The 21,154-nt window shown below is 70.1% G+C and carries 17 protein-coding genes and 1 pseudogene; 9 read left to right on the top strand and 9 right to left on the bottom strand.

Annotated features, from left to right (window positions below):
• Positions 1 to 73: 73 nt before the first annotated feature.
• The 6 genes from MOV08_RS19670 to MOV08_RS19645 form a co-directional block, all read right to left on the bottom strand.
• Positions 74 to 271 (bottom strand): hypothetical protein, encoded by a 198-nt coding sequence (locus tag MOV08_RS19670; protein WP_073444356.1) that lies wholly within the window; start codon positions 269 to 271, stop codon positions 74 to 76.
• Positions 272 to 436: 165 nt separating this feature from the next.
• Positions 437 to 1,366 (bottom strand): alpha/beta fold hydrolase, encoded by a 930-nt coding sequence (locus MOV08_RS19665; RefSeq protein WP_275308334.1) that lies wholly within the window; start codon positions 1,364 to 1,366, stop codon positions 437 to 439.
• Positions 1,363 to 1,821, bottom strand: coding sequence for a phage holin family protein (locus MOV08_RS19660; RefSeq protein WP_275308332.1), 459 nt, complete (start codon positions 1,819 to 1,821; stop codon positions 1,363 to 1,365). The genes MOV08_RS19665 and MOV08_RS19660 overlap by 4 nt, the downstream gene beginning before the upstream one ends.
• A 44-nt stretch (positions 1,822 to 1,865) precedes the next feature.
• Positions 1,866 to 3,260, bottom strand: a complete 1,395-nt coding sequence (nhaA, locus tag MOV08_RS19655) for a Na+/H+ antiporter NhaA (protein ID WP_420834188.1) — start codon at positions 3,258 to 3,260, stop codon at positions 1,866 to 1,868.
• A 296-nt stretch (positions 3,261 to 3,556) separates the two neighbouring features.
• Complete coding sequence (gene acs, locus MOV08_RS19650) at positions 3,557 to 5,518, bottom strand: acetate--CoA ligase (RefSeq protein WP_275308331.1); 1,962 nt, start codon at positions 5,516 to 5,518, stop codon at positions 3,557 to 3,559.
• A 148-nt stretch (positions 5,519 to 5,666) separates the two neighbouring features.
• The gene (locus tag MOV08_RS19645; RefSeq protein WP_275308329.1) at positions 5,667 to 7,985 is read right to left on the bottom strand and encodes a SulP family inorganic anion transporter; all 2,319 of its coding nucleotides are present in this window, start codon (positions 7,983 to 7,985) and stop codon (positions 5,667 to 5,669) included.
• Between the two features lie 319 nt (positions 7,986 to 8,304).
• On the opposite strand from MOV08_RS19645, the gene MOV08_RS19640 reads away from it, so the two are divergent.
• A complete protein-coding gene (locus MOV08_RS19640) occupies positions 8,305 to 9,576 on the top strand; it encodes a polysaccharide deacetylase family protein (RefSeq protein WP_275308328.1) in 1,272 nt (423 codons plus the stop codon).
• On the opposite strand, the gene MOV08_RS19635 is transcribed toward MOV08_RS19640, so the two are convergent.
• Entirely contained in the window at positions 9,557 to 10,543 is a 987-nt protein-coding gene (locus MOV08_RS19635; RefSeq protein ID WP_275308327.1) for an ATP-binding protein, read from the bottom strand. The two genes, MOV08_RS19640 and MOV08_RS19635, sit on opposite strands and share 20 nt — an antisense overlap.
• A gap of 100 nt (positions 10,544 to 10,643) precedes the next feature.
• Between MOV08_RS19635 and MOV08_RS19630 the strand changes: the two genes are divergently transcribed.
• Complete coding sequence (locus MOV08_RS19630; protein WP_275308326.1) at positions 10,644 to 11,501, top strand: Fic family protein; 858 nt, start codon at positions 10,644 to 10,646, stop codon at positions 11,499 to 11,501.
• A gap of 267 nt (positions 11,502 to 11,768) precedes the next feature.
• On the opposite strand, the gene MOV08_RS19625 is transcribed toward MOV08_RS19630, so the two are convergent.
• Positions 11,769 to 12,701: an HAD family hydrolase gene (locus MOV08_RS19625; protein ID WP_275308325.1), complete on the bottom strand. Its 933-nt coding sequence runs from the start codon at positions 12,699 to 12,701 to the stop codon at positions 11,769 to 11,771.
• Positions 12,702 to 13,158: 457 nt separating this feature from the next.
• Between MOV08_RS19625 and ssd the strand changes: the two genes are divergently transcribed.
• From ssd to MOV08_RS19610, 3 genes and pseudogenes are all read left to right on the top strand, one after another.
• Positions 13,159 to 14,358: a septum site-determining protein Ssd gene (gene ssd, locus MOV08_RS19620; RefSeq protein WP_275308323.1), complete on the top strand. Its 1,200-nt coding sequence runs from the start codon at positions 13,159 to 13,161 to the stop codon at positions 14,356 to 14,358.
• Between the two features lie 190 nt (positions 14,359 to 14,548).
• A pseudogene (locus MOV08_RS19615) lies at positions 14,549 to 15,118 on the top strand (ATPase, T2SS/T4P/T4SS family); the annotation flags it as partial.
• A gap of 162 nt (positions 15,119 to 15,280) precedes the next feature.
• On the top strand, positions 15,281 to 15,814 hold the full coding sequence (locus MOV08_RS19610) for an NUDIX domain-containing protein (RefSeq protein ID WP_030068385.1): 534 nt from the start codon (positions 15,281 to 15,283) through the stop codon (positions 15,812 to 15,814).
• A 3-nt stretch (positions 15,815 to 15,817) separates the two neighbouring features.
• Here the strand turns inward: MOV08_RS19610 and MOV08_RS19605 are convergent, their stop codons facing one another.
• Positions 15,818 to 17,143 (bottom strand): NsdA family TPR-like regulatory protein, encoded by a 1,326-nt coding sequence (locus MOV08_RS19605; protein WP_275308322.1) that lies wholly within the window; start codon positions 17,141 to 17,143, stop codon positions 15,818 to 15,820.
• Positions 17,144 to 17,356: 213 nt separating this feature from the next.
• Here MOV08_RS19605 and MOV08_RS19600 point away from each other — a divergent pair, with 213 nt between their 5' ends.
• From MOV08_RS19600 to MOV08_RS19585, 4 genes are all read left to right on the top strand, one after another.
• The gene (locus MOV08_RS19600; protein WP_275308320.1) at positions 17,357 to 17,683 is read left to right on the top strand and encodes a DUF6415 family natural product biosynthesis protein; all 327 of its coding nucleotides are present in this window, start codon (positions 17,357 to 17,359) and stop codon (positions 17,681 to 17,683) included.
• 38 nt (positions 17,684 to 17,721) lie between these two features.
• The gene (locus MOV08_RS19595; protein ID WP_275308319.1) at positions 17,722 to 17,931 is read left to right on the top strand and encodes a hypothetical protein; all 210 of its coding nucleotides are present in this window, start codon (positions 17,722 to 17,724) and stop codon (positions 17,929 to 17,931) included.
• Positions 17,928 to 18,212, top strand: coding sequence for a hypothetical protein (locus MOV08_RS19590; protein WP_275308318.1), 285 nt, complete (start codon positions 17,928 to 17,930; stop codon positions 18,210 to 18,212). Before MOV08_RS19595 ends, MOV08_RS19590 begins: the two co-directional genes overlap by 4 nt.
• A gap of 235 nt (positions 18,213 to 18,447) precedes the next feature.
• A complete protein-coding gene (locus MOV08_RS19585) occupies positions 18,448 to 19,104 on the top strand; it encodes a hypothetical protein (protein ID WP_275308317.1) in 657 nt (218 codons plus the stop codon).
• Positions 19,105 to 21,154: the final 2,050 nt, after the last annotated feature.

Here is a 21,154-nt window from a genome sequence, read left to right as displayed (position 1 = left end):
GGTGCTGGGCCGTGCACCGCTCGCTTGCGGACGGGACACGGCCCGGCGGTCGCGCCGGGCAGGCGCGCCGGGGTCAGCTTCGGGAATGGCGCAGGCGTGCGCTCATCCAGCGCGCTCTGCGGCGCAGGATGCGGGGGATGCCCATGGGGTGCGCCGGATCCGGGGACCCGTCGGATCCGAGATCCGGGGTACCCCTGTCCTGCGTGCCCACTGCAGCGGCACTGCTGCGGCGGTTGCGTGCCACGTCACGGTAGTCGTGCGTCCAGCCCATACCCTCGACTCTGCCCGGGGCCCAAGGTCCGTAACCGCCCGGGAGAGGGCCAATTGGCCTATGCGCCAGGCAATTGGCCGTTCGTCAGACGAACGTTCGTGTGACGCGGCGGGATGGGCCCTTCCCGGCGCGGGCGGCGGGTGCCGGACGCGGATGCGCGGGCCGTCAGCGGTCCGGTTCCGGGTCCTTGAGCCAGTTGATCAGTTCGGCGGAGAAGGCGGCCGGGTCCTCCTCGTGCGGCCAGTGCCCCAGGCCGTCGAAGAGCCGCCAGCGGTAGGGGGCCTCGACGTACTCGCCGGAGCCGGCGGCGCTGCGGGTGCGCATCACCGGGTCCAGGGAGCCGTGCAGATGCAGGGTGGGGACCCGGACGGGCAGCTTCATCCGGCGGTTGAACAGGATGCCGTCGGGACGGGCCATCGAGCGCACCATCCAGCGGTACGGCTCGATCGAGCAGTGCGCCGTGGACGGGATGCCCATCGCCCGTCGGTAGACCTCGACGGTCTCGTCCTCGGGGAGCCCGGGCCCGGACCAGTCGCGGAGCATCCGGCCCACCAGCGCCGCGTCGTCCGCGGTCAGCCGGCGCTCGGGCAGCCAGGGCCGTTGGAAGCTCCAGACGTGGGAGCTGCGGCGGACGTCGGCGAGCATCGCGGCCCGCCAGCGGCGCGGGTGCGGCATCGAGGACACCGCGAGTCGGCGGACCAGCTTGGGTCGCATCACCGCGGCCGTCCAGGCGAGGTAGCCGCCCAGATCGTGCCCGACCAGCGCGGCGTCCGGTTCGCCCAGGGAGCGGATGACGCCGGTGATGTCGAGGGCGAGGTTCGCCGGGTCGTAGCCGCGCGGGGTGCGGTCGCTGCCGCCGACGCCCCGCAGGTCCATGGCGACCGCGCGGAAGCCCGCGTCGGCCAGCGCGGGCAGCTGGTGCCGCCAGGTCCACCAGAACTGCGGGAAGCCGTGCAGCAGCAGCACGAGGGGGCCGTCGCCCAGCTCGGCGATGTGGAAGCGCGCACCGTTGGCCGCGACGTCCCGGTGCGTCACCTCTTGCCCGCCCGGGAGGGCGAGCCGCACGACCGAGGCGGTGCTGTCAGGGGCTGTCATACCGACGAGCGTGTCACAGACTCCAGGACCGGGTGGTCCGCTTCCGACACCCGCGGGTGCGGCCTGGCCTTCTGCAGCACGGCCGCGGTCTCCTTGGCGGAGGCGATCGACTTCTCCGGCTTGCTGATCTTCTTGATCTTGGCCATCGCGATCAGGATCAGCAGCGCGGCGATCACCAGGAAGGCGCCGCCGACGACCAGGAAGGACCAGGCGAGCCCGAGGCCGAGGTTGTGGATGCCGTAGGCCGCCGCGAAACTCAGCACCGGCAGCGCGAACAGCGCCAGGACGCCCGCCACGATGAACGCGGCACCGCCGATGCCCGCCCGCTTGGCGTCCTCCCGCAGTTCCGCCTTGGCCAGTGCGATCTCGTCGTGCACCAGCGCGGACATCTCGGCGGTCGCCGTGGCCACCAGCTGCCCGAGGCTGCGGTCCGCACCGTCGTCGGCTGCGCTCATCGCCGTCTCCCTCTTCTCTTCACCTGGATGCAAAGCCTCTCAGATCATGCCGGACCATGGTCCCCGGAGCGGGCGTGGGCGGCCATTTCGGCAAGCTTGCGATGCTCCGCGGCCTTCGCCTCGTGGATCGCGGCCATCCGGAGGTGGTACTCCGGCTGGTCCCGTTCGTAGACGTCGGGGATGCCGTCCTGGTCGTCGTCCCGCTCCTCCTCGTCGCACAGGACGCGGTACTTGTTGTTGCGGATCTTGAGGAGGATGCCGGCGAAGACGGCCGCGAGCAGCGAGCCGATCAGCACCGACGCCTTGATCTCGTCGGTCAGGGTGGTGTCGCCGGCGAAGGCCAGCTCGCCGATGAGCAGGGAGACGGTGAAGCCGATGCCGGCCAGGGCGGCGACGCCGAAGACGTCCGGCCACTTCAGATCGGGGTTGAGCTCGGCCCTGGTGAAGCGGGCGGTGCACCAGGTGCCGCCGAATATGCCCACCGCCTTGCCCACTATCAGCCCGAGGACCACGCCGAGGGTCTCCGGCCGGGTGAAGACGTCGTGGACGGCGCCGCCGGATATGGACACCCCCGCGGAGAACAGTGCGAACAGCGGCACCGCCAGTCCGGCCGACAGCGGGCGGACCAGGTGCTCGATGTGCTCGCCGGGGGACTGCCGCTCGCCGTCCCGGCGGTGGCAGCGCAGCATCAGGCCCATGGCCACGCCGGCGATGGTGGCGTGCACGCCGCTGTTCTCCATCAGCGCCCAGATCGTCACGCCGAGCGGCACGTACACGTACCAGCCGCGGACGCCCTTGCGCAGGAGCAGGTAGAAGAGCGCCAGGCCGGCGACGGCCAGGCCGAGGGCGAGGAAGTTGATCTTCGAGGTGAAGAAGATCGCGATGATCAGGATCGCGAAGAGGTCGTCGACGACGGCGAGGGTGAGCAGGAAGGCGCGCAGCGCGGACGGCAGGGAGGTGCCGATGACCGCGAGGACGGCGAGCGCGAAGGCGATGTCGGTGGCCGTGGGGACCGCCCAGCCCCGGAGGGATCCGCCGCCGGCCGCGTTGACGACGAAGTAGACGAGGGCCGGGGTCGCCATGCCGCAGATCGCGGCGATCACCGGGAGGGCGGCGGCCTTGGGGTCGCGGAGTTCGCCGGCGACCAGTTCGCGCTTGAGCTCGATGCCGGCGACGAAGAAGAAGATCGCGAGGAGGCCGTTGGCGGCCCAGTGCTGGAGCGAGAGGTCCAGGCCGAGCGATTCCGGGCCGATGTGCAGGCCGCGGACCGCCTCGTAGCTGCCGCCGAGGGTGTTGGCCCAGATCAGGGCGGCGATGGCGGCGGCGAGAAGAAGCACCCCGCCGACGGTTTCGGTGCGCAGTGCTTCGGCGATGAAATTCCGCTCCGGCAAGGGCATCCGGCCCAGGAATATGGAGCGGCGGTTGCTGGGCGCAGTCACGCGACGACCTCCGGCAGCTGAGAACGGCTGTAGCAGTTGCCGACCAGACTTCCCGGCGCACCCAGAGTTTCTTAGCGCCACGTTGACGCTGCCCTAACCCTAACGGGTGGGTGCAAGGGGTTAATGCGTGGGGATAACTTTACGGGCAATTCGGGCGCCGGGCTGCCGGGGGAGGGCGGGCCGGCCGCGGGAACGCCGGAGGGGGCACCGGCCGCGACGGCCCGGTGCCCCCTCCCTTCAGTGCTGGGGCGCGGGGGCTCGGCCCGCCGCCGTCGCGGCGGACCGAGCCCGGTGCGTCAGTCCTCGCTCTGCGCGCTCGGCAGCTTCGACTGGATGAGGTCCATGACGGAGGAGTCGGTGAGCGTGGTGACGTCGCCGAGGGTGCGGTTCTCGGCGACGTCGCGCAGCAGCCGCCGCATGATCTTGCCGGAGCGGGTCTTGGGCAGCTCCGCGACCGGCAGGATCCGCTTGGGCTTGGCGATCGGGCCGAGCTGCTGGGCGACATGCGCGCGCAGTTCGTCGACGAGCCCCTCGCCCTCGTCCGCGCCGCCGCGCAGGATGACGAAGGCGCAGATGGCCTGGGTCGTCTGCGGGTCGGTGGCGCCCACCACGGCGGCCTCGGCCACCTTCGGGTGCGAGACCAGCGCGGACTCCACCTCGGTGGTGGAGATGTTGTGGCCGGAGACCAGCATCACGTCGTCCACCCGGCCCAGCAGCCAGATGTCGCCGTCCTCGTCCCTCTTGGCGCCGTCACCGGCGAAGTACTTGCCCTCGAAGCGGGACCAGTAGGTGTCCAGGTAGCGCTGGTCGTCGCCCCAGATGGTGCGCAGCATCGCCGGCCAGGGCTCGGTCAGGACGAGGTAGCCGCCGGCGCCGTCGGGCACCTCGTTGGCGTCGTCGTCGACCACCGTGGCGGCGATGCCGGGCAGCGGCAGCTGTGCCGAGCCGGGCTTGGTCTCCGTCACGCCGGGCAGCGGGCTGAGCATCATCGCGCCGGTCTCGGTCTGCCACCAGGTGTCGACGATCGGCACCCGGTCCGCCCCGATGTGCTTGCGGTACCAGATCCACGCCTCGGGGTTGATCGGCTCGCCGACCGATCCCAGGACGCGCAGCGACGACAGGTCGAACTTCGCCGGGATGTCGTCGCCCCACTTCATGCAGGCGCGGATCGCGGTCGGCGCGGTGTACAGGATCGTCACGCCGTACTTCTGGACGATCTCCCACCAGCGGCCCTGGTGCGGGGTGTCCGGGGTGCCCTCGTAGAGCACCTCGGTGGCGCCGTTGGAGAGCGGGCCGTAGGTGATGTACGAGTGGCCCGTCACCCAGCCGACGTCGGCGGTGCACCAGAAGACGTCGGTCTCCGGCTTCAGGTCGAAGACCGCGTGGTGGGTGTACGAGACCTGGGTGAGGTAGCCGCCGGTGGTGTGCAGGATGCCCTTGGGCTTACCCGTCGTCCCGGAGGTGTAGAGGATGAACAGCGGGTGCTCGGCGTCGAACGCCTCGGGGGCGTGCTGCTCGCTCTGCCGCTCGACGAGGTCGTGCCACCACACGTCCCGGCCCTCGGTCCAGCCGACGTCCTGGCCGGTGCGACGGACGACCAGCACGCTGCGGACGTCCTCCGTGCCGGGCTTGGTCAGCGCCTCGTCGACGGCCGGCTTGAGGGCGGAGGGCTTGCCGCGGCGGTAGCCGCCGTCGGCGGTGATCACCACCCGGGCGTCGGCGTCGTTGATCCGCGTCGCCAGCGCGTCCGCGGAGAAGCCGCCGAAGACCACGGAGTGCGGTGCGCCCAGCCGGGCGCAGGCCAGCATGGAGATCACCGCCTCCGGGATCATCGGCAGGTAGATGGCGACCCGGTCACCGGCCCGAACACCCAGCTCCGTCAGGGCGTTGGCGGCCCGGCAGACCTCGCGCTGGAGCTCGGCGTAGGTGAGCGCGCGGCTGTCGCCGGGCTCGCCCTCGAAGTGGATCGCGACCCGGTCGCCGAGGCCGTTCTCCACGTGGCGGTCCACGCAGTTGTAGGCGACGTTGAGTTTGCCGTCGGCGAACCACTTCGCGAACGGCGGGTTGGACCAGTCGAGGGTCTCAATGGGCTCGGTCTCCCAGGTCAGGCGTTTGGCCTGCTCGGCCCAGAAGCCCAGCCGGTCCGCCGCGGCCCGTTCGTACGCGGCGGCCGTGACGTTGGCGTCCGCGGCCAGCTCGGCGGGCGGTGCGAACCGCCGCTCCTCCTTCAAGAGGTTGGCCAGGCTCTCGTTGCTCACGACATCTCCCAATCCCAGGGCGTGCGATGTGTCCCGGGTCATAGCTCATCAGCCCGCGGCCGACCCTGACAAGGTCTGTGGACAACTATTGGTGTAGACCTGTCCGAATCTGGTCCCTCGGAGGGCCGTTCGGGTGTCCTTACGCAGGTCAGACGCCGATCGCCGGGACGTCGGCGCGCACCGCGCGGAACCGTCCGCTGCGCTCGTCCAACAGGTACGCCTGGGCCTCGGCGACGTGGAAGTACATGCCGTGCAGGGTGAGGGTTCCCTCGGCCATCCTGCGGGCGACGCACGGGTGCGCCCGCAGGTGGTCCAGCTGCTGCCGCACGTTGACCAGCGCCAGTCGCTCCTGGTCGTCGGCCACCGGCCGCTCGGCGAGGGCGACTTCGCCCCGGCCCAACCGCCCGATCCGCGCCATCCGGGCCAGGCTCGGGCGGCCGTGCCGCAGCCAACGGGCGAGCGGGGTGGCCTCGTTCGACGGCGGCGGGGAGCCGGCCGCGTCGAGGAGCGCCGCCATGGCGCCACAGCCGGAGTGCCCGCAGACGGTGATCGAGTCGACCCGCAGCACCTCGACCGCGTACTCGACCGCGGCGCCCACGGAGTCGCAGGAGGCGTCCGCACCGGGCGGCGGCATCAGATTGCCGACGTTGCGCACGGTGAACAGATCGCCCGGCCCGCTCGACGTGATCATGCTCGTGACCAGCCGGGAATCGGCGCAGGTCAGGAAGAGCTGGGTGGGGCGCTGGCCCTCCCGCGCCAGCCGGGCCAGCTCCTCGCGCACCAGCGGGGCGGTGTGCCGCTGGAACGCGCTGACCCCGCCCAGCAGTTGGCTGCCGCTGTGCCGGGCCGCCGTGCGGTCCGGTGCGGGGCGGGTGCAGTGGTGGTTGCGCCAGGGCGTCCACGGCCGGCAGGAGTGCGTGCTGGCCGGCGCGGCGAGCGGGCGGCCGGAGCGGCCCCCGAGGGTCACCGATCCCCCGGTCGCCCGATGGGTGGTCGCCCAGGACTGCAGCGCCTCGTAGGCGGCGTGGTCCATGAACGATCCGCACAGCTCGACGACGGCGTCGGCGCCCGGCGGCACCTGCGCCAGGCTCCGGGTCAGCCGCGGCACCGCCAGGAAGGTCAACTGGCCGCTGACGCGCACCCGGTGGCAGCCGGCCTCCTCCGCCACCTGGACCCGGGTGTGGGTCAGCCGCCGCAGCGCCAGGAAGATCCCGACCGCGATGCCCGTCACGACCCCGGGCAGCACGCCGAAGAGCACCACGGCGCCCAGCGTGGCCGCGTACACCGGGAATTCGCGGTGCCGCTGCACGTGCTTGAGATGCGCGAAGCTGACCATCCGCACCCCGACGACCATCACCAGCGCGGCCAGGGCGGCCAGCGGGATCAGCTCCAGCACCCCGGCCAGCAGCCCCGCGCAGAGCAGCACCCAGACGCCGTGCAGCACGGTCGCCCGGCGGGTGGCCGCACCGGCCCGCACATTGGCCGAGCCGCGGATCGCGCCGCCGGAGACCGGCAGGCCGCCCAGGAGGCCGGAAACGACGTTCGCCAGGCCCTGTGCGGCCAGTTCGCGGTTGAGCCGGGGCCGTCCCGGAGGCGTCCCCGGCCGTTCGGCGGCCAGCCGGTCCACCGCCACCGCGGACAGCAGCGACTCCATGCTGGCGACGAGGGTGACCGTCAACACGGCCGTGACCAGGGCGGCGAGCGAGACGTCGGGCAACACGGGCGGCTCGGGCAGCCGCCAGGACGGCAGCTCGACGCGCGGCACCGTCGCCCCCATGCCGACCGCGGTCGCGGCGAGCACCGCGGCCAGCGGCGCCGGCAGCAGCCGCGCCCAGCGCCCGGCGCGGCCCGGCAGCCGCGGCCAGCCGGCCAGCACGGCGACCGTGACGGCCCCGATCAGCAGCGCGGTGGCGTGCGGATGCGCCAGCTGGTCGGGCAGCGCGGCGGCGTTGTCGACGGCCGAGCTGTCGGGGCTGCCGCCGAGCACCACGTGGAGCTGCCCGACGGCGATGGTGACGCCGATGCCGGCGAGCATGCCGTGCACGATCGCCGGGCTGACGGCGAGCGCCGCGCGGGCCACCCGCAGCGCCCCGAGGGCGAGTTGCGCCAGCCCGGCCAGGATCGTGACCAGGCAGGTGGCGCGCCAGCCGTAGCGCTGGACGAGGTCGGCGGTGACCACCAGGAGGCCGGTGGCGGCGCCGGTCACCTGGAGCGGCGCGCCGCCCAGGAGCCCGGCGATGATCCCACCGACGGCCGCGGCGACCAGCCCGGCCTGGAGCGGGGCGCCGGTGGCCAGGGCAACGCCCAGCGACAGCGGGACGGCCAGCAGGAAGACCACGACCGAGGCGGGCAGGTCCCGCCGCCAGGCCGTGCCTGCTGTCCTTCCGCGGGGTGCGGCCGCTGAGGGTGTGAGGGGCTCCGGCGGGAGCTCGGTCGGCGGCTGCGGTGACTTCTGGATCTGCGACATTCCCGTCTCCTCCGGGGCGGCGCGGTCGGCCTCGGGCGCGATCGCGGGGCGGCGGTGTGCTGCGGCGGGAGCGAGCCGGCCGGCGGGCGCCGCGGTGGGTGACGGGCCGGTGACTCTCAAGCATCGGTAAATGAATCGTAATGATGCGTAAAGACCCCGAGAAGGCTTTTGGGGCAAATGGCGCAGTCATTCCATCTATCGAGTGAATAAGCCGACTTTCGTCGTGCTCTTTTGTTCACCCGTCAATGGATATAGGAGTTTCTTCAGGTACGTCCTGATTGATCCCATGGTGCCGTGCGCACCAGGAATGAGGTGGCCGATGCCCGTCATATCGAAGACGACAGTGCGCATCGCGGCGGCGGTGGCACTGGCGGCGATAGCCGGCTGCTCCGCGGCGACCCAGGACGGGCCGTGGCAGAGCGCCACCAAAGGGCGCGCGGAACCCGCCGGGGATCCGGCCGCCCACCCGCTCCGCCTCATAGGCGACGGCTCCACCGCGTACACCGGGGCGCAGCCCCACCAACCCCGGCCCACGCGCCTCGATCCGGGCAGCCGACCACCACAGTTCGTGGTGTTCTCCTGGGACGGCGCCGGCGAGGACGGCCAGAAGCTGTTCTCCCACTTCCGCGCCGTCGGCAAGCAATACAGCGCGACGATGACGTACTTCCTCAGCGGCGTCTACCTGCTCCCCAGCGCGAAGGCGGAGCTCTACGAACCGCCCGGCCACCCCGTCGGCTCCTCGGCGATCGGCTTCAACGACCTCCAGGGGATCAAGGACACGCTGGCCCAGATGCGCGGCGCCTGGGAGGACGGCAACGAGATAGGCACCCACTTCAACGGCCACTTCTGCGGCCGCAACGGGGGCGGCAGGTGGACGCCGGAGGACTGGCGCAGCGAGATCGAACAGGCCGTGTCGTTCGTCCGGAACTGGAAGACCAACTCCGGCCTCAGGGACGAGCCGCCGCTCCCGTTCGACTACGCCAAGGAGCTGGTCGGCGGGCGCGCCCCCTGTCTGGAGGGGCAGCGCAACCTGATACCCGCGGCCAAGGAGATGGGCTTCCGCTACGACGCCAGCTCGTCGGGCGGTCTGCAGACCTGGCCACGGAAGGTCGACGGCCTGTGGAACTTCCCGCTCCAGCAGATACCGTTCCCCGGCCGGGGCTACGAGGCGCTCTCGATGGACTACAACTTCCTGGCCAACCAGTCCGGCTCCACCCATGGCAACCGCGCGATGCACGCCGCCTGGGGCCGGCAGATGCGCGACGGCATCCTGGACGCCTTCGAGCGCGCCTATCAGGGCAATCGCGCCCCGCTGTTCGTCGGCGACCACTTCGAGTCGTGGAACGGCGGCACCTACATGAAGGCCGTCGAAGAGGCGATCAAGGAGATCTGCCCGCGTGAAGGCGTGCACTGTGTCAGCTTCAAGCAGTTGAGCGACTGGCTGGACGTCCAGGACCCGCAGGTGCTGGCCAAGCTCCAGGACCTGCCGGTGGGCCGGGCGCCGGAGGACGGCTGGGCGGTGTACCTCTCCGATGCCCCGGAGGCATCCGGTCCGGCGCCGGCCGCCCGGATCACGCCGGTTGTGGGGTAGCCGCCCCCTCGAAGAGCACGAAGGCGGGGTCGACCTGGGCGGCCAGGTCGGCCCCGGTCTTGGCGTTGCCCCAGCTCTCCGCGTTCTTCAGGTGGAAGTGCACCATCTGGCGCGTGTAGCGCTCCCAGTCGCGGTGCTCGTAGGAGGCGTCGGCGGTGTCGTGCAGGATCTCCAGGGCACGGCGGTTGCCCTCCTCCAGGAGGGCGAAGGGGGCCGGCCGCCCCTTCTCAACGGCCCGCACCCAGTCCGAGTGACCGACGCACACCAGCAGGTCCTCGCCCACCTCGGCACGCAGGAACGCCAGATCGTCCGCCCCCTGGACCTTGTTTCCGACGACCTTCAACGGGACGCCGAAGTCCCGCGCGTACTCCTTGTACTGGCGGTAGACCGCGATGCCCTTACGGGTCGGCTCGGCGACCAGGAAGGTCATGTCGAAACGGGTGAACATCCCGGAGGCGAAGGAGTCCGATCCGGCGGTCATGTCGACGACGACGTACTCCCTGCGGCCGTCGACGAGGTGGTTCAGGTACAGCTCGACCGCGCCGACCTTGGAGTGGTAGCAGGCCACGCCCAGATCGGACTCGGTGAACGGGCCGGTGGCCAGCAGCCGCACCGCCCCGTCATCGAGGGCCAGCGCCCGCGCGCAGGCGTCGTGGACCGGGTTGTCCTCGCAGACCCGCAACAGCCGCGACCCCTCACCGGGAGGAGTGGTCTTGATCATCGTCTCGGTGGACGGGATGCGGGGGTTGCTGCCACGCAAGTAGTCCTTGATCAACGGGAGCTGAGCGCCCATCGCGGGCAGTGCGGCGGCCTCCGCCTCGTCCATGCCGAGCGCGACGCCCAGGTGCTGATTGATGTCGGCGTCCACCGCGATGACGGGGACCCGGGCCGCGGCGAGGTGCCGGATGAACAGGGAGGACAGCGTGGTCTTGCCACTGCCGCCCTTGCCTACGAAAGCGATCTTCATGTTCGGCAGGCTAGGTGTGGCAAACCTCTCGGGGGGTGGTTTACGTGAAGAAGACCACTCCTTCGAGGGGTCCGGCCTGGTGGTGCGTAGGGTCGTCCTCATGGCTGGAAACTCCGGGGGGACGCCCCCCGAACCCCCGCAGGCGAGCAACGACCCGCTCGCGTCCCTGGCGTCGCTCCCGGGGGTCGCCGACTCCGTGGACTCCGTCCGCAAGGCCGTCGACCGGGTCTACGGGCACCGGGTCATGCGACGCCGCAGCACCGAGATCACCGCCGAGGCGGCGCTGCGCGGGGCCCGGGCCTCCGCGGCGCTCTCCGGGGCGGACTGGGCGCTGGAAGAGGTCCGGCGGCGCACCGACTTCGGTGCCGGGGGCGAGCCGCGCACGGTCGGCGCGGCGCTACGGCTGACCGCCGAGGCGGGCCAACTGCTGAGCGTCTGGCGGCAGTCGCCGCTGCGGGTGCTGGCCCGGCTCCATCTGGTCGCGGCCGGCGGTGGCGTGGACGACGAGACGGTGGGGCGGCCCCGGCAGGGTGCCGAGCCGGTGGACGAGCCGCTGGTCGAGCTGCCGTTGCCGGACGCCGACGAGGTGGCCGGGCGGCTGGACGGGCTGTCCCGGCTCCTGCTGGCGGGCACCGCGGCGCCGGCCCTGGTGACGGCCGCGGTGGTGCACGGCGAACTGGTGGCGCTGCGGCCCTTCGGCTCGTACAACGGGCTGGTCGCGCGGACGGCGGAGCGGATCGTGCTGGTCGGCAGCGGTCTGGACCCGAAGTCGATCTGCCCGGCCGAGGTCGGGCACGCGGAACAGGGGAGTGCGGCCTACACGGCGGCCCTCCAGGGGTACGTCTCGGGCACCCCGGAAGGCATGGCGCAGTGGATCGCCCACTGTGGGCGCGCGGTCGAGCTGGGTGTACGGGAGAGCACGGCGGTCTGCGAGGCGCTGCAGCGCGGTGCGGCGTAACGACGCGGCGCACGGCCCCCGACACGGGTTGCGGCGGTACCAACCCTGAGGTACCGCCGCTGGCACGTCTGTCGAGTTACCAAGCGTGCACGAGTTTTTGCCCATCAGGTCGGATTCGTTGTCCGCTTACCTGGTGCGGCTGGCCCGTAATCGACGGGTCGGCGTCGCGTGGGTGCTCGGCATTCATGCGTCGGTCCGTGGGCCACGATGCGTTAAAGGCGTTCCTCTCGGATGTCCTTGGTCTCGCGGGCCGTTAAGTCCTTTGTACTACTCATGGGGGAGGAGCGGAACCCCAGCCCGCAGATCTTTACGTTTGCCCGCAAATGCGGGCAATACGGCAAGCCGTTTCTTTCCCGTATTGCGGCGGCTCGCGTACCAGACCAGGGTTGCGGTGGCGGCCGCCGCGCCGACCGCGGCGACGGCGGTGATCACCGGCCGGGAGGGCATCGCCAGGGTGGGCAGCCGCTTCTTGAGCGGCACCGGCCGGCTGAAGGTGACCACCGGCCAGCCGCGGGCGGTCGCCTCGCGGCGCAGCGCCCGGTCCGGATTGACCGCGCAGGGGTTGCCGACCGTTTCCAGCATCGGCACATCGGTGATCGAGTCGCTGTACGCGTAGCAGCGCTGGAGGTCGTATCCCTCGGACGCGGCGAGTTCCCGGACGGCCTCCGCCTTGGTGGGCCCGTAGGCGTAATACTCCACTTCTCCGGTGAAGCGGCCGTCGTCGCCGACCACCATTCTGGTGGCCACCACCCGGTCCGCGCCCAGGAGTTCACCGATCGGCTCGACGACCTCGGCGCCGGAGGTGGAGACGATCACGACGTCCCGTCCGGCCGCGTGGTGTTCCTCGATGAGCGAGGCGGCCTCGTCGTAAATGATCGGGTCGATGAGATCGTGCAGGGTTTCGGCGACGATCTCCCGGACCTGGGCCACGTCCCAGCCGCGGCACAGCGACGAGAGGTATTCGCGCATCCGCTCCATCTGGTCGTGATCGGCGCCGCCCGCGAGGAACACGAACTGGGCGTACGCGGTGCGCAGTACGGCCCGCCGATTGATCAGGCCGCCTTGGTAGAAGGACTTGCTGAAGGTCAGCGTGCTCGACTTTGCAATGACGGTCTTGTCCAAGTCGAAGAACGCGGCAGTACGGGGAGTCGAGTGAGGCACGGAGTGGTTTTCCACGGGGCGAGCATAGGCGCCCACCATTCGGCGTAAGGTGTGGCGCGTGGGTTTGCCTGAGAAGGCTCTCGGGTACACCATGGAAGTCACGGATCGTTCGCGACCGTGCTAACCCGGTCCGGCTCCTCCCCCCCCGAGTCGGCCGTGGGGACGACCCCCGCTCTCCCCCCCGGCGGGGGTCGTCGCATGTCCGGACGCTTTTTCTGCCGTGAGCCCCCGATGCAGCCGCTCTTCGCGCGTTGTCGGCGTGCGCTTCTGTCATGCATATGCCATCACGCAGGGTAGTCGTCGCGCTGCTCTGCGGAGGCTTCTCATGCGCCTCAGAAGTGCCCCTTCGTCGCTGGAATAGGTGACGGGGATATTCACAGCCGCGGAGTTGTCCACAGATTTGGGTCAAGATCCACAGAGATTTCCCGATCGCTGCACCGTAAAAGTCCGCGAAGTTCGCGGAAGCGCGAGTTGCGTAGCGATAGGGGGACAGAACGTGTCCGGATCATCTACTTCCGACCAGCTGGTGCGAAGCGGTGAAGAGCGGGACGGTCCGCTGCTGATCACCGAGGACGAAGAGCTCCTCGACGACCTTCTGCGGCTGTGCGCGGCGGCCGGCACGCTGCCCCACGTGGCGCACCGGCTGCCGCCGCGGAAAGAGGAGTGGGAATCGGCGCCGCTGGTGGTCGTCGGGGCGGACGCCGCCGGTCGGTTGTCCGCCACCGGCCGCAGGGCGGGCGTCGTCATCGCCGGCCGCGACGCCGACCACGCCGATGATGTCGCCGTGCTGCGCCAGGCGGTGGCGATCGGGGCCGAGCGGGTGCTGACCCTCCCCGACGGCGAGCGCTGGCTGGTGGACCGGATCGCCGACGCGGTCGAGGGGGCCGGGCCGCCGGCCCTGACGGTCGGGGTCGTCGGCGGGCGCGGTGGCGCCGGGGCGAGCACCCTGGCGGCCGCGCTGGCCGTCACCGCCGCCCGCACGGGGGAGCGCACCCTGCTCGTGGACGGCGACCCCCTGGGCGGCGGGCTCGACGTCCTGCTGGGCGGCGAGCAGGAGAAGGGGCTGCGGTGGCCCGCCTTCGCCGAGTCGCGCGGCCGGGTGGCGGGTGGCGCGCTCGCCGAGTCGCTGCCCCGGCTGCACTCCTTACGGGTCCTGAGCTGGGACCGGGGCGCGGAGGTGGCGATCCCGCCGCCGGCCATGCGGGCGGTACTGGCCGCGGCCCGGCGGCGCGGCGGGGTGGTGGTCGTCGACCTGCCGCGCAGGGTCGACGGGACGGTGGCCGAGGCGCTGGCGCAGGTGGACGTCGGGCTGCTGCTCGTCCCCGCGGAGCTGCGCGCGGTGGCGGCGGCCCGCCGGGTGGCCGACGGGGTACGGGCGGTGCTCCGCGACGTCCGGGTGGTGGCCTGCGGGCATCCCGGACCGGGGTGCGGTGGCGGGCCGACGGCAGAGGAGATCGCGCGCCTGGTGGGGCTGCCGTTGGCGGGTGAACTGCCGTGGGAGGCGGGGCTGTCGGAGGACCTGGCGCGGGGGCGGGTGCCCGGTGCACGGGCGCGGGGGCCGCTGGCGCGGTTCTGTGCGGGGTTCTGGGGGCGGGCCAGGGGTGGCGGAGGAGGAAGAGGAGGAGGGGCCGGCGCGGTGACCGCCGTGGACGCGGGCCGCGGGGCTGAGCTGGGGCCGGGGGGTGCGCCGGAATGAGGTGGCGGAAGACGGGAGCGGTGCGGTCCCGGGGCCGGGCGGCCGGCGGGCGGTGCGGTCCGCGGTTCGGGGACTGGTGGCGGGACGGACTGCTGTGCGGGGCGGGGTGGTGGTCCCGTAGGAGCGGGGGTGCCGTCGGGCCCTTCGGGGCCGCGTGGTCGGCGGCGACCGCCGGGGTCGGTGGCGCGGGATGAGCCGGGAACTACTGGATGTGGTGCGCCGACGGCTCGCCGAGGCCGGGGCGGAACCGACGCCGGCCCGGGTCGCGGTGGCGCTGCGCGAGGAGGGGCGCCTCCTCGGGGACTCCGAAGTACTGGGCGTGGTGGGCGCGTTGCGCTCGGAAATGGTGGGCAGCGGCCCGCTGGAGCCGCTGTTGGCCGCGCCCGACGTGACGGACGTGCTGGTGACCGCCCCGGACGCGGTGTGGGTGGACCGGGGTGGCGGACTGGAGCGCACCGACGTCCGCTTCCGGGACGCGGCCGAGGTCCGCAGACTGGCCCAGCGGCTGGCGGCGGTCGCCGGGCGGCGGCTGGACGACGCCCGGCCGTGGGTGGACGCCCGACTCCCGGACGGCACGCGGCTGCATGCCGTGCTGCCCCCGGTGGCGGTCGCCGGGACGTGCCTGTCCTTACGGGTGCTGCGGCCCCGGGCCTTCGCCCTTCCGGAGCTGGTGGCGGCCGGGACGGTTCCGCCGGGTGGTGACGGGCTGCTCCGGGCGCTGTTGGACGCGCGACTGTCGTTCCTGGTCAGCGGGGGTACGTAGACCCGCTAACGAAGACTAGCGGGTGGTACAGGTCGCCGCGCCGAAACAGTCCAGATCCAGATGCAGTGTGATGTGCCTTGATAAGGCGGACGGCAGCCGTGGCCGCTCACGCGACCCTGTCTGAGATGCTGGGGCCACCAGGCGAGAGGGGCGGCGAGCATGCAGTGGAAGACCTACGGCGAGCGGCAGATCTACACCAACCCATGGGTGAATCTGTGCCTTGTCGATGTTGAGCAGCCGGACGGCCGGCGCTGGGAGCACCATGTCGTGCGGCTGCGGCACCTCGCCGTGGCGGCCGTGGTGAATGATCAGCGGGAAGTCCTCATGATGTGGCGGCACCGCTTCATCACCGACTCGTGGGCCTGGGAACTGCCCATGGGGCTGATAGAGGAGGGCGAGTCACCCGAGGCGGCTGCTGCTCGTGAGGTGGAGGAAGAGACCGGCTGGCGGCCTGGTCCGATGAAGCCGTTGATCTATGCCGAGCCTGCGAACGGCATCACGGATTCGCAGCACTACGTGTTCCGGGCGGACGGTGCTACCCACATCGGCGCACCGACCGAGAAGAACGAGTCCGACCGCATCGAGTGGATACCGCTGGATCGTGTGCGGGCCATGATCGACCGCCGGGAGATCGTCAGCAGTGGCTCTCTCGTCGGCCTGCTGTACGTGCTGATGGATGAATCGATTCGCTGACGGTCACCGCAGTGTGGCCCGTAGCTGTGCCTCGAACGCGATGGCTGCGGGCTCCTTGCAGAATGGGGCCAGGCGCTGGTGGAACTCGCGCAGATGCCCCGTGATGCGCTCTGAATCCACTGCCGTGGCTGTCTCCAGTGCCGCCGTGGCGGTGTGACACGCCTGCTCGACCTTGCCGCGCTGGAGCTGGGTGGTGGCGAGCCAGAAGGAGTGGAAGGCGCGGCCTCGGTGGTTGCTTTCGGGCTCGCGCCGCAAGGCGTCGGCGATCAGTGGTTCGGCGGCGTCTGCCTCGCCGAGTCGGGCGTGGGCGATACCGGTATCCACGATGAGCTTCGGCTCGTCGAAGTAGGTCACCCAGGCAGGGTCAGGGTCAGCGTCTGAGATCTGCTCGAACTGCCGGTGCGCCTCGGCGAGTGCTGCGTGGGTCGCGCTGTGGCTGTTCATCGAGGCGTGTGCGAACGCTTCGCGCATGGACAGCATGGCCATCACTCGTGGTGTGCCACCGTGTCTACGAGCGCTGTCCTGCGCTGCTGTCGAAAGCGCTACTGCATCCGCCGGCCGGTCCTCGTAGGTGCCTTGTAGGCTCATGCAGGCCAGTACGTTCGCCATGAACTGGTGGTCGTCGATGGCCTTGGCGAGTTGTAGGGCTTCGGCGAAGTAGACGCGGGCTTGGCTGTACTGGCGCGCATCGAAGTACGTCCAGCCAGTGAGCCTGGCCAGCTCGGCGGCGACGCTGTAGAGGCTGCGCCGGAACTCGCCTTCGCTCGCTTCCTTGATCATTCCTACGACGTAGCGCAGCTGACCGACGACTGCCGGGCGCAGGGCCTCGCCTCCATGTTGGTCGTCGCGGCGCCAGTAGTCCTCGATGGACGAGTGGAGCGCGCGGAGCGTGGACGGACTGAGCCGCGGTCCGCTGGCAACGGCCAGAATGCTGTCCAGGTCCACGCCGGGCAGCGTGTTGACCGGATCGGCACGTTCGCTAATCACGGGCAGAACGGGGCTCGTTGGCGTGGCGGGGTCCGTGCTCAGTGCTGCGGGAGTCTCCCACTCTCGCTGGGCAAGTCCGAGCATGTGGCCAGGGATGCGAAGCCCGTCAGCCACGCGCTCGATGACGCTCATCTCCTTGATGACCCGCTTGCCGGTCAGTACCTCGCCAACTCGGCTGGGCGTCATGTCACAACGGCGTGCGATCAGTGACGGATAGAAGCCGCCTCGGGTCTTTGCCAACTCGAAGATCTTGGAGAAATCACGCTCTCGGCAGGCATCGATCATCCCGGTTGAGCTCAGCAGTCGGGCCGGGAGCCCTTCTGGCTGCTCGTACTTGGGCATGAGCGGCACTCCGTAGGTGCGGTGCGTGGCCGAGAGGTTACTCGGGATTTTACCCACCGTGGGTAATCACGTGGATGGCGATTTTGTGGCCCGCTCGCCGTGATGCTGTTGGTCATGCAGCCGCAGACACGTATGAACAGGCATGAAGCGGTACAGAGTTGGGCTGATCCGCAAGAGATGCGGACGCGCCCAGTCGATGGTTCCGGGCGATCGGTGGATGTCGAAGCGGTCAAGGCCGCGATTGTCCGGGCCCTCTCCGAGCGGTCGGCGTTGCCTCCGTACGCAGAGCTGTGTGAGTTGCATCAGGTGCTGCTGAGGCACATTGAGGTGCTGAACCCGTTGGCGGCGGAACGGATCGACGGTCTGAACCATGGCACGGTGGCGTGGTACGGGAAGCGGGCCAAGCTGGACTCGATTCCGTACGAGGTGTGTGCGGGGCTCGGCTCTGGTTTGCAGTCGGCCGCGTCGCATGTGCAGAGCCTGGGCTACACCCTGCGGTTCCTCCTGGAGAACTCGGGCGTACAGGGGCGGGCTGAATGAGCGGCCGGCACGCGCTCCCGAAACAGGCAGCAGACGGCGTGCTGTCCGCTGTCTGGGCTCTCGGCTCCGTCGCCACCCTCGGCCTGCTGGGCATGCTCATCGCAGACGTGCCCACCCACGGCACCCCCGCCCCCGTCTCTCAGCCGGACGCCGAGTCGTTCGAGCCTGCGGCTTTTCCCGTTGGCGCGCACGTCAATCACCTGGTGACGCAGCCGGACCGTACCGGCCTCGGTGGGGAGGGCCGGTGATTCGCTGGGACTGGACGGTGCCACGCCAGAGCGTCCGCGCCGTGTTGGACCCCGTCCGGCCCCTTGACGGACGTCTCCGGGCGAAGCTGCGGGCTCACGCGGCGGTGCTGGTGTCGATCATGAGGGCTCGTTCCCATGCCTGCGTTGCTGAGGATGTCGCCTTGGCGGTGAAGGAACTCACCGAAGCTCTCTACGGCTACACGGACTTGCCCATGGTGGCGCTGGCCGAAGACGTGCGCATCCTGCTGGATGCGGTGGACCCGGATGGGGGTGCGCTGTGATGACGCGCGGCCCGAAGACGAATGTGCAGGGCGATTTTCTGCCCATGGCGCGCGGTTTCACCGCCGCTGAGGTCGAGGCGGTACGGCGCTTGGTGGAAAGGTCCGCGCGAGATCGCAGTGACTGCCTCAACTTGCTCGATGCCTTGGGGCTGCAACCGGCGCAGGACCGTTGCGTCCAGCAGCACGAGAGCCCCTCCGCCAAGCGGCGACGAGATGACAGTGACAGGGATCAACTATGAGGAAGACGCAAGTGTCTGAGTGCCCGGTGCGTAAGCCTTCGGTGGTGCCGTATGTCGTTTCGTGGTCGACTGAACTGGCCGGATTCGAAGGCATGTTGGATGTGAAGTGGGACTCGCTTGGGCCGAAGCTGGGCTACAAGGATGAGCGGTCGTCAGACCGCGTCGGGCGCGATCAAGTGCTGTGGGGGCGGATGATCTATCGGCCTGGTGTGGGGCGACCTGAGTACGACTCCATGCATCCTGGGCGTCAGTACTACGCGATGCGGTGGATGAAGTGTCAGGTCTGTGGTGAATCGGTTTGCCGGAATGAGGACGGCTGGCTGTTTTTGGATTGGCGTAAGGAGAACGACCCGTTGACCTGGCCGGAGCGTTCTGTGACGGCTATGCCTCCGCTGTGTGAGGTGCACGCCCGAGTGGCCATTGCCGAATGTCCCCACCTGCGCAACACGGAGTTTCTTGCTCTGCGGGTTCGCACACCGCGCATCTGGGGCTATTCCGGGGCGCCTTACACGTTGACCTCCGACGGTTGGTCGGTGGGGGAGCACGATGCCCTCTGCCCTGTGGGTGACCCGAATCTGCGCGCGGTACTCGCGTCGCGTCTGTACCGCGAACTGTGCAACGTCACGGTGGTCGGGCGGGGGGTTGCTGGCTGATCGCGATGCCGGGATGCCGGCCGTTGGTGAACAAGTGAGACCGGACCACCCCTGTGCCTGGACAGCTGTCGGGGTGGTCCGGTCGGAGAGTCCCTGTTCAGGACCCTGGTGCCGATGGTACCGGGGTTGTCGTCGTGCTTTCGTTGCAGGTGACGCCCTTGCTGGACAGTCGAGTTGGCTCGTTTATGGGGGCGCAGTTGTGTTTGCCGGATTTGGAAGTTCCGTTGGTCTTGTGGGCCTCAGCCCACGAAAGTCAGCCACGATGCGCCCGCGCTGTGACGATCACCCGTCACGTGTGGACAGCAACCGGCCACAGTGCCCAGCCACGCTATCCGTTGACGTCACGGCGGGGGCCATGTCCCGGCCGTTGCGGCGGTCTGTCGCGGGGCCGCATGGGCGAATCCTGTGGCCGGCGTGGTGTCGGTCGGCGTGGTCGGTCGTTGGTGCAGGTGCGTCTCCCCGGGCTCTCCTTTTCGCAGTCGCTGGGGCTCGGGTGGGACGTCCATGGGGTGCCCCAGGTTTCGCGCTGCTCGCACTTGACCGCGTGGAGCCTGGGGCGTCGCCCCGGCTGTGAGAGGTCTCCGTGGATTCGGCTTGGCCTGGGCTGCTGGTCGCGTGCGCCTGGTCGTGGGGACTGCGCGGGTCGATTTCGTGGCGTCGGCCTGGTGGTGCTGCTTCGGGCTGGTCGGGTTGCTTCCTGGGCTCCGTCGGACCGCTTGCTTGGCCTTGCGCGCTGAGCTGCCGGGGGGTGCCGAGAGCGGGGCGGTAGACAGGAGCGTCGGCGGCCTTCGGCCGCCAGCGCGCGCGGGCCGCGTAGCGGGCCGCCTTGATCCAGTAAGGAAACTTTGAACAGCTCGGCTGCTGCTCCTCCTTGGCCGCTGCTGCGAAGCGTCCCAGCACTGCCCCCTCGTCCATGTCGCTCGCGCCCCTGCTTGCCCTGGACTATGCCGATTCATGCGAGTTCGTCTCGCAGATCGTCAAAATCTATCCACAGGCTGACCGTTGCAGAGTTCCTGCATGCCGATTTCACGCGACCGCGGTTCGAGATGTCCGCGGGTTTGTGCACAGGATGAATGCGGGTTTGGCCAGGTGCCGCACAGGCTTTGCGCTGTCCTGTCCGCTCCGGGTTGCTTCTCCGAGATGCCGAAATGTTGTCCACAGGGGGTGTCCGTTCCATGACAGATGGCCTCGACGGTGTTCGGCGCACGGAGAGGCGAAAGGCACATGGAGTGGCGTGGATCACATTCGGGGGACGCGTGTCACATCTGGCGGCCAGCGGCTCCCCTCTCCGCAATGGCAGCGGACGGCGGCGCGAGGTCCCCGGCTGCGAGAAGGAGGTTAGGTGTGACCTGCATCACTGGATGTCACACGCTGGCGGACACATAGCACGGGATCCCCGGTTACCCAAACCGGCGATCCTCCGGAATATGAATCTCCCAGCGACACCCAGGAAAGGACGGCACGGCGAATGAATGTGGTGTGGGTCATGATCCGTCACGCCTGGCCTGGATTCCCCACCTGTTCATGGGTGAGGGCGGGCTCCTATCACGGAAATCCGGCTTCGCCAAAAGCGCGATCGTCCGGAACATGGGGCGCGTTCGGGGAGGTGTCCGGTTGCCGTGCTGTGCTGCGGCGCCATGAAAGGAGGCAGGTGCCATGTACGCGGTGAGTGGTGAGCGGCAAAACGATTCGTCGTGCGGGGCTCGGATGCGGGTTGTTTCCCGCAGGGCGGGTTCCTGGAACGAAGTGGGCCGCAGGGCGGGAAGTGGTGCTGCGATCGCTGCGCATTGCGCGCACGGTGGTGGCAGGCGCCCGGAAGCTGGTGCCAGTTGCTCGGGCTGGTGGCCGGCCTCTGGTGAGCAGAGCCGCGTCTCCTCGGTGCCTTACTGCGCTGCTTACTTGGTCTTGCGGGGGCTTACCACGGGGCCTACCGGGCTGGTCGTGCCGCTTCCGTTACGTCAACGGGCCGATTTGGTAAGCGCGGTGGTGAGGTCGCGGGTGCTGACTGGGGTGGAAGCGAAATGACACGCAAGACGGGGATGTGCACGGT

It is taken from the genome of Streptomyces yunnanensis, assembly GCF_029011865.1.
GTDB lineage: Bacteria > Actinomycetota > Actinomycetes > Streptomycetales > Streptomycetaceae > Streptomyces > Streptomyces yunnanensis.
This window is presented reverse-complemented; position numbering and strand designations above follow the sequence as displayed.

Coding starts and splice junctions, on each gene's coding strand:
- MOV08_RS19670 (WP_073444356.1), bottom strand. CDS start 271: ATGGGCTGGACGCACGACTACCGTGACGTGGCACGCAACCGCCGCAGC.
- MOV08_RS19665 (WP_275308334.1), bottom strand. CDS start 1,366: ATGACAGCCCCTGACAGCACCGCCTCGGTCGTGCGGCTCGCCCTCCCG.
- MOV08_RS19660 (WP_275308332.1), bottom strand. CDS start 1,821: ATGAGCGCAGCCGACGACGGTGCGGACCGCAGCCTCGGGCAGCTGGTG.
- MOV08_RS19645 (WP_275308329.1), bottom strand. CDS start 7,985: ATGTCGCAGATCCAGAAGTCACCGCAGCCGCCGACCGAGCTCCCGCCG.
- MOV08_RS19640 (WP_275308328.1), top strand. CDS start 8,305: ATGCCCGTCATATCGAAGACGACAGTGCGCATCGCGGCGGCGGTGGCA.
- MOV08_RS19635 (WP_275308327.1), bottom strand. CDS start 10,543: ATGAAGATCGCTTTCGTAGGCAAGGGCGGCAGTGGCAAGACCACGCTG.
- MOV08_RS19630 (WP_275308326.1), top strand. CDS start 10,644: ATGGCTGGAAACTCCGGGGGGACGCCCCCCGAACCCCCGCAGGCGAGC.
- MOV08_RS19625 (WP_275308325.1), bottom strand. CDS start 12,701: ATGGTGGGCGCCTATGCTCGCCCCGTGGAAAACCACTCCGTGCCTCAC.
- MOV08_RS19610 (WP_030068385.1), top strand. CDS start 15,281: ATGCAGTGGAAGACCTACGGCGAGCGGCAGATCTACACCAACCCATGG.
- MOV08_RS19605 (WP_275308322.1), bottom strand. CDS start 17,143: ATGCCCAAGTACGAGCAGCCAGAAGGGCTCCCGGCCCGACTGCTGAGC.
- MOV08_RS19585 (WP_275308317.1), top strand. CDS start 18,448: ATGAGGAAGACGCAAGTGTCTGAGTGCCCGGTGCGTAAGCCTTCGGTG.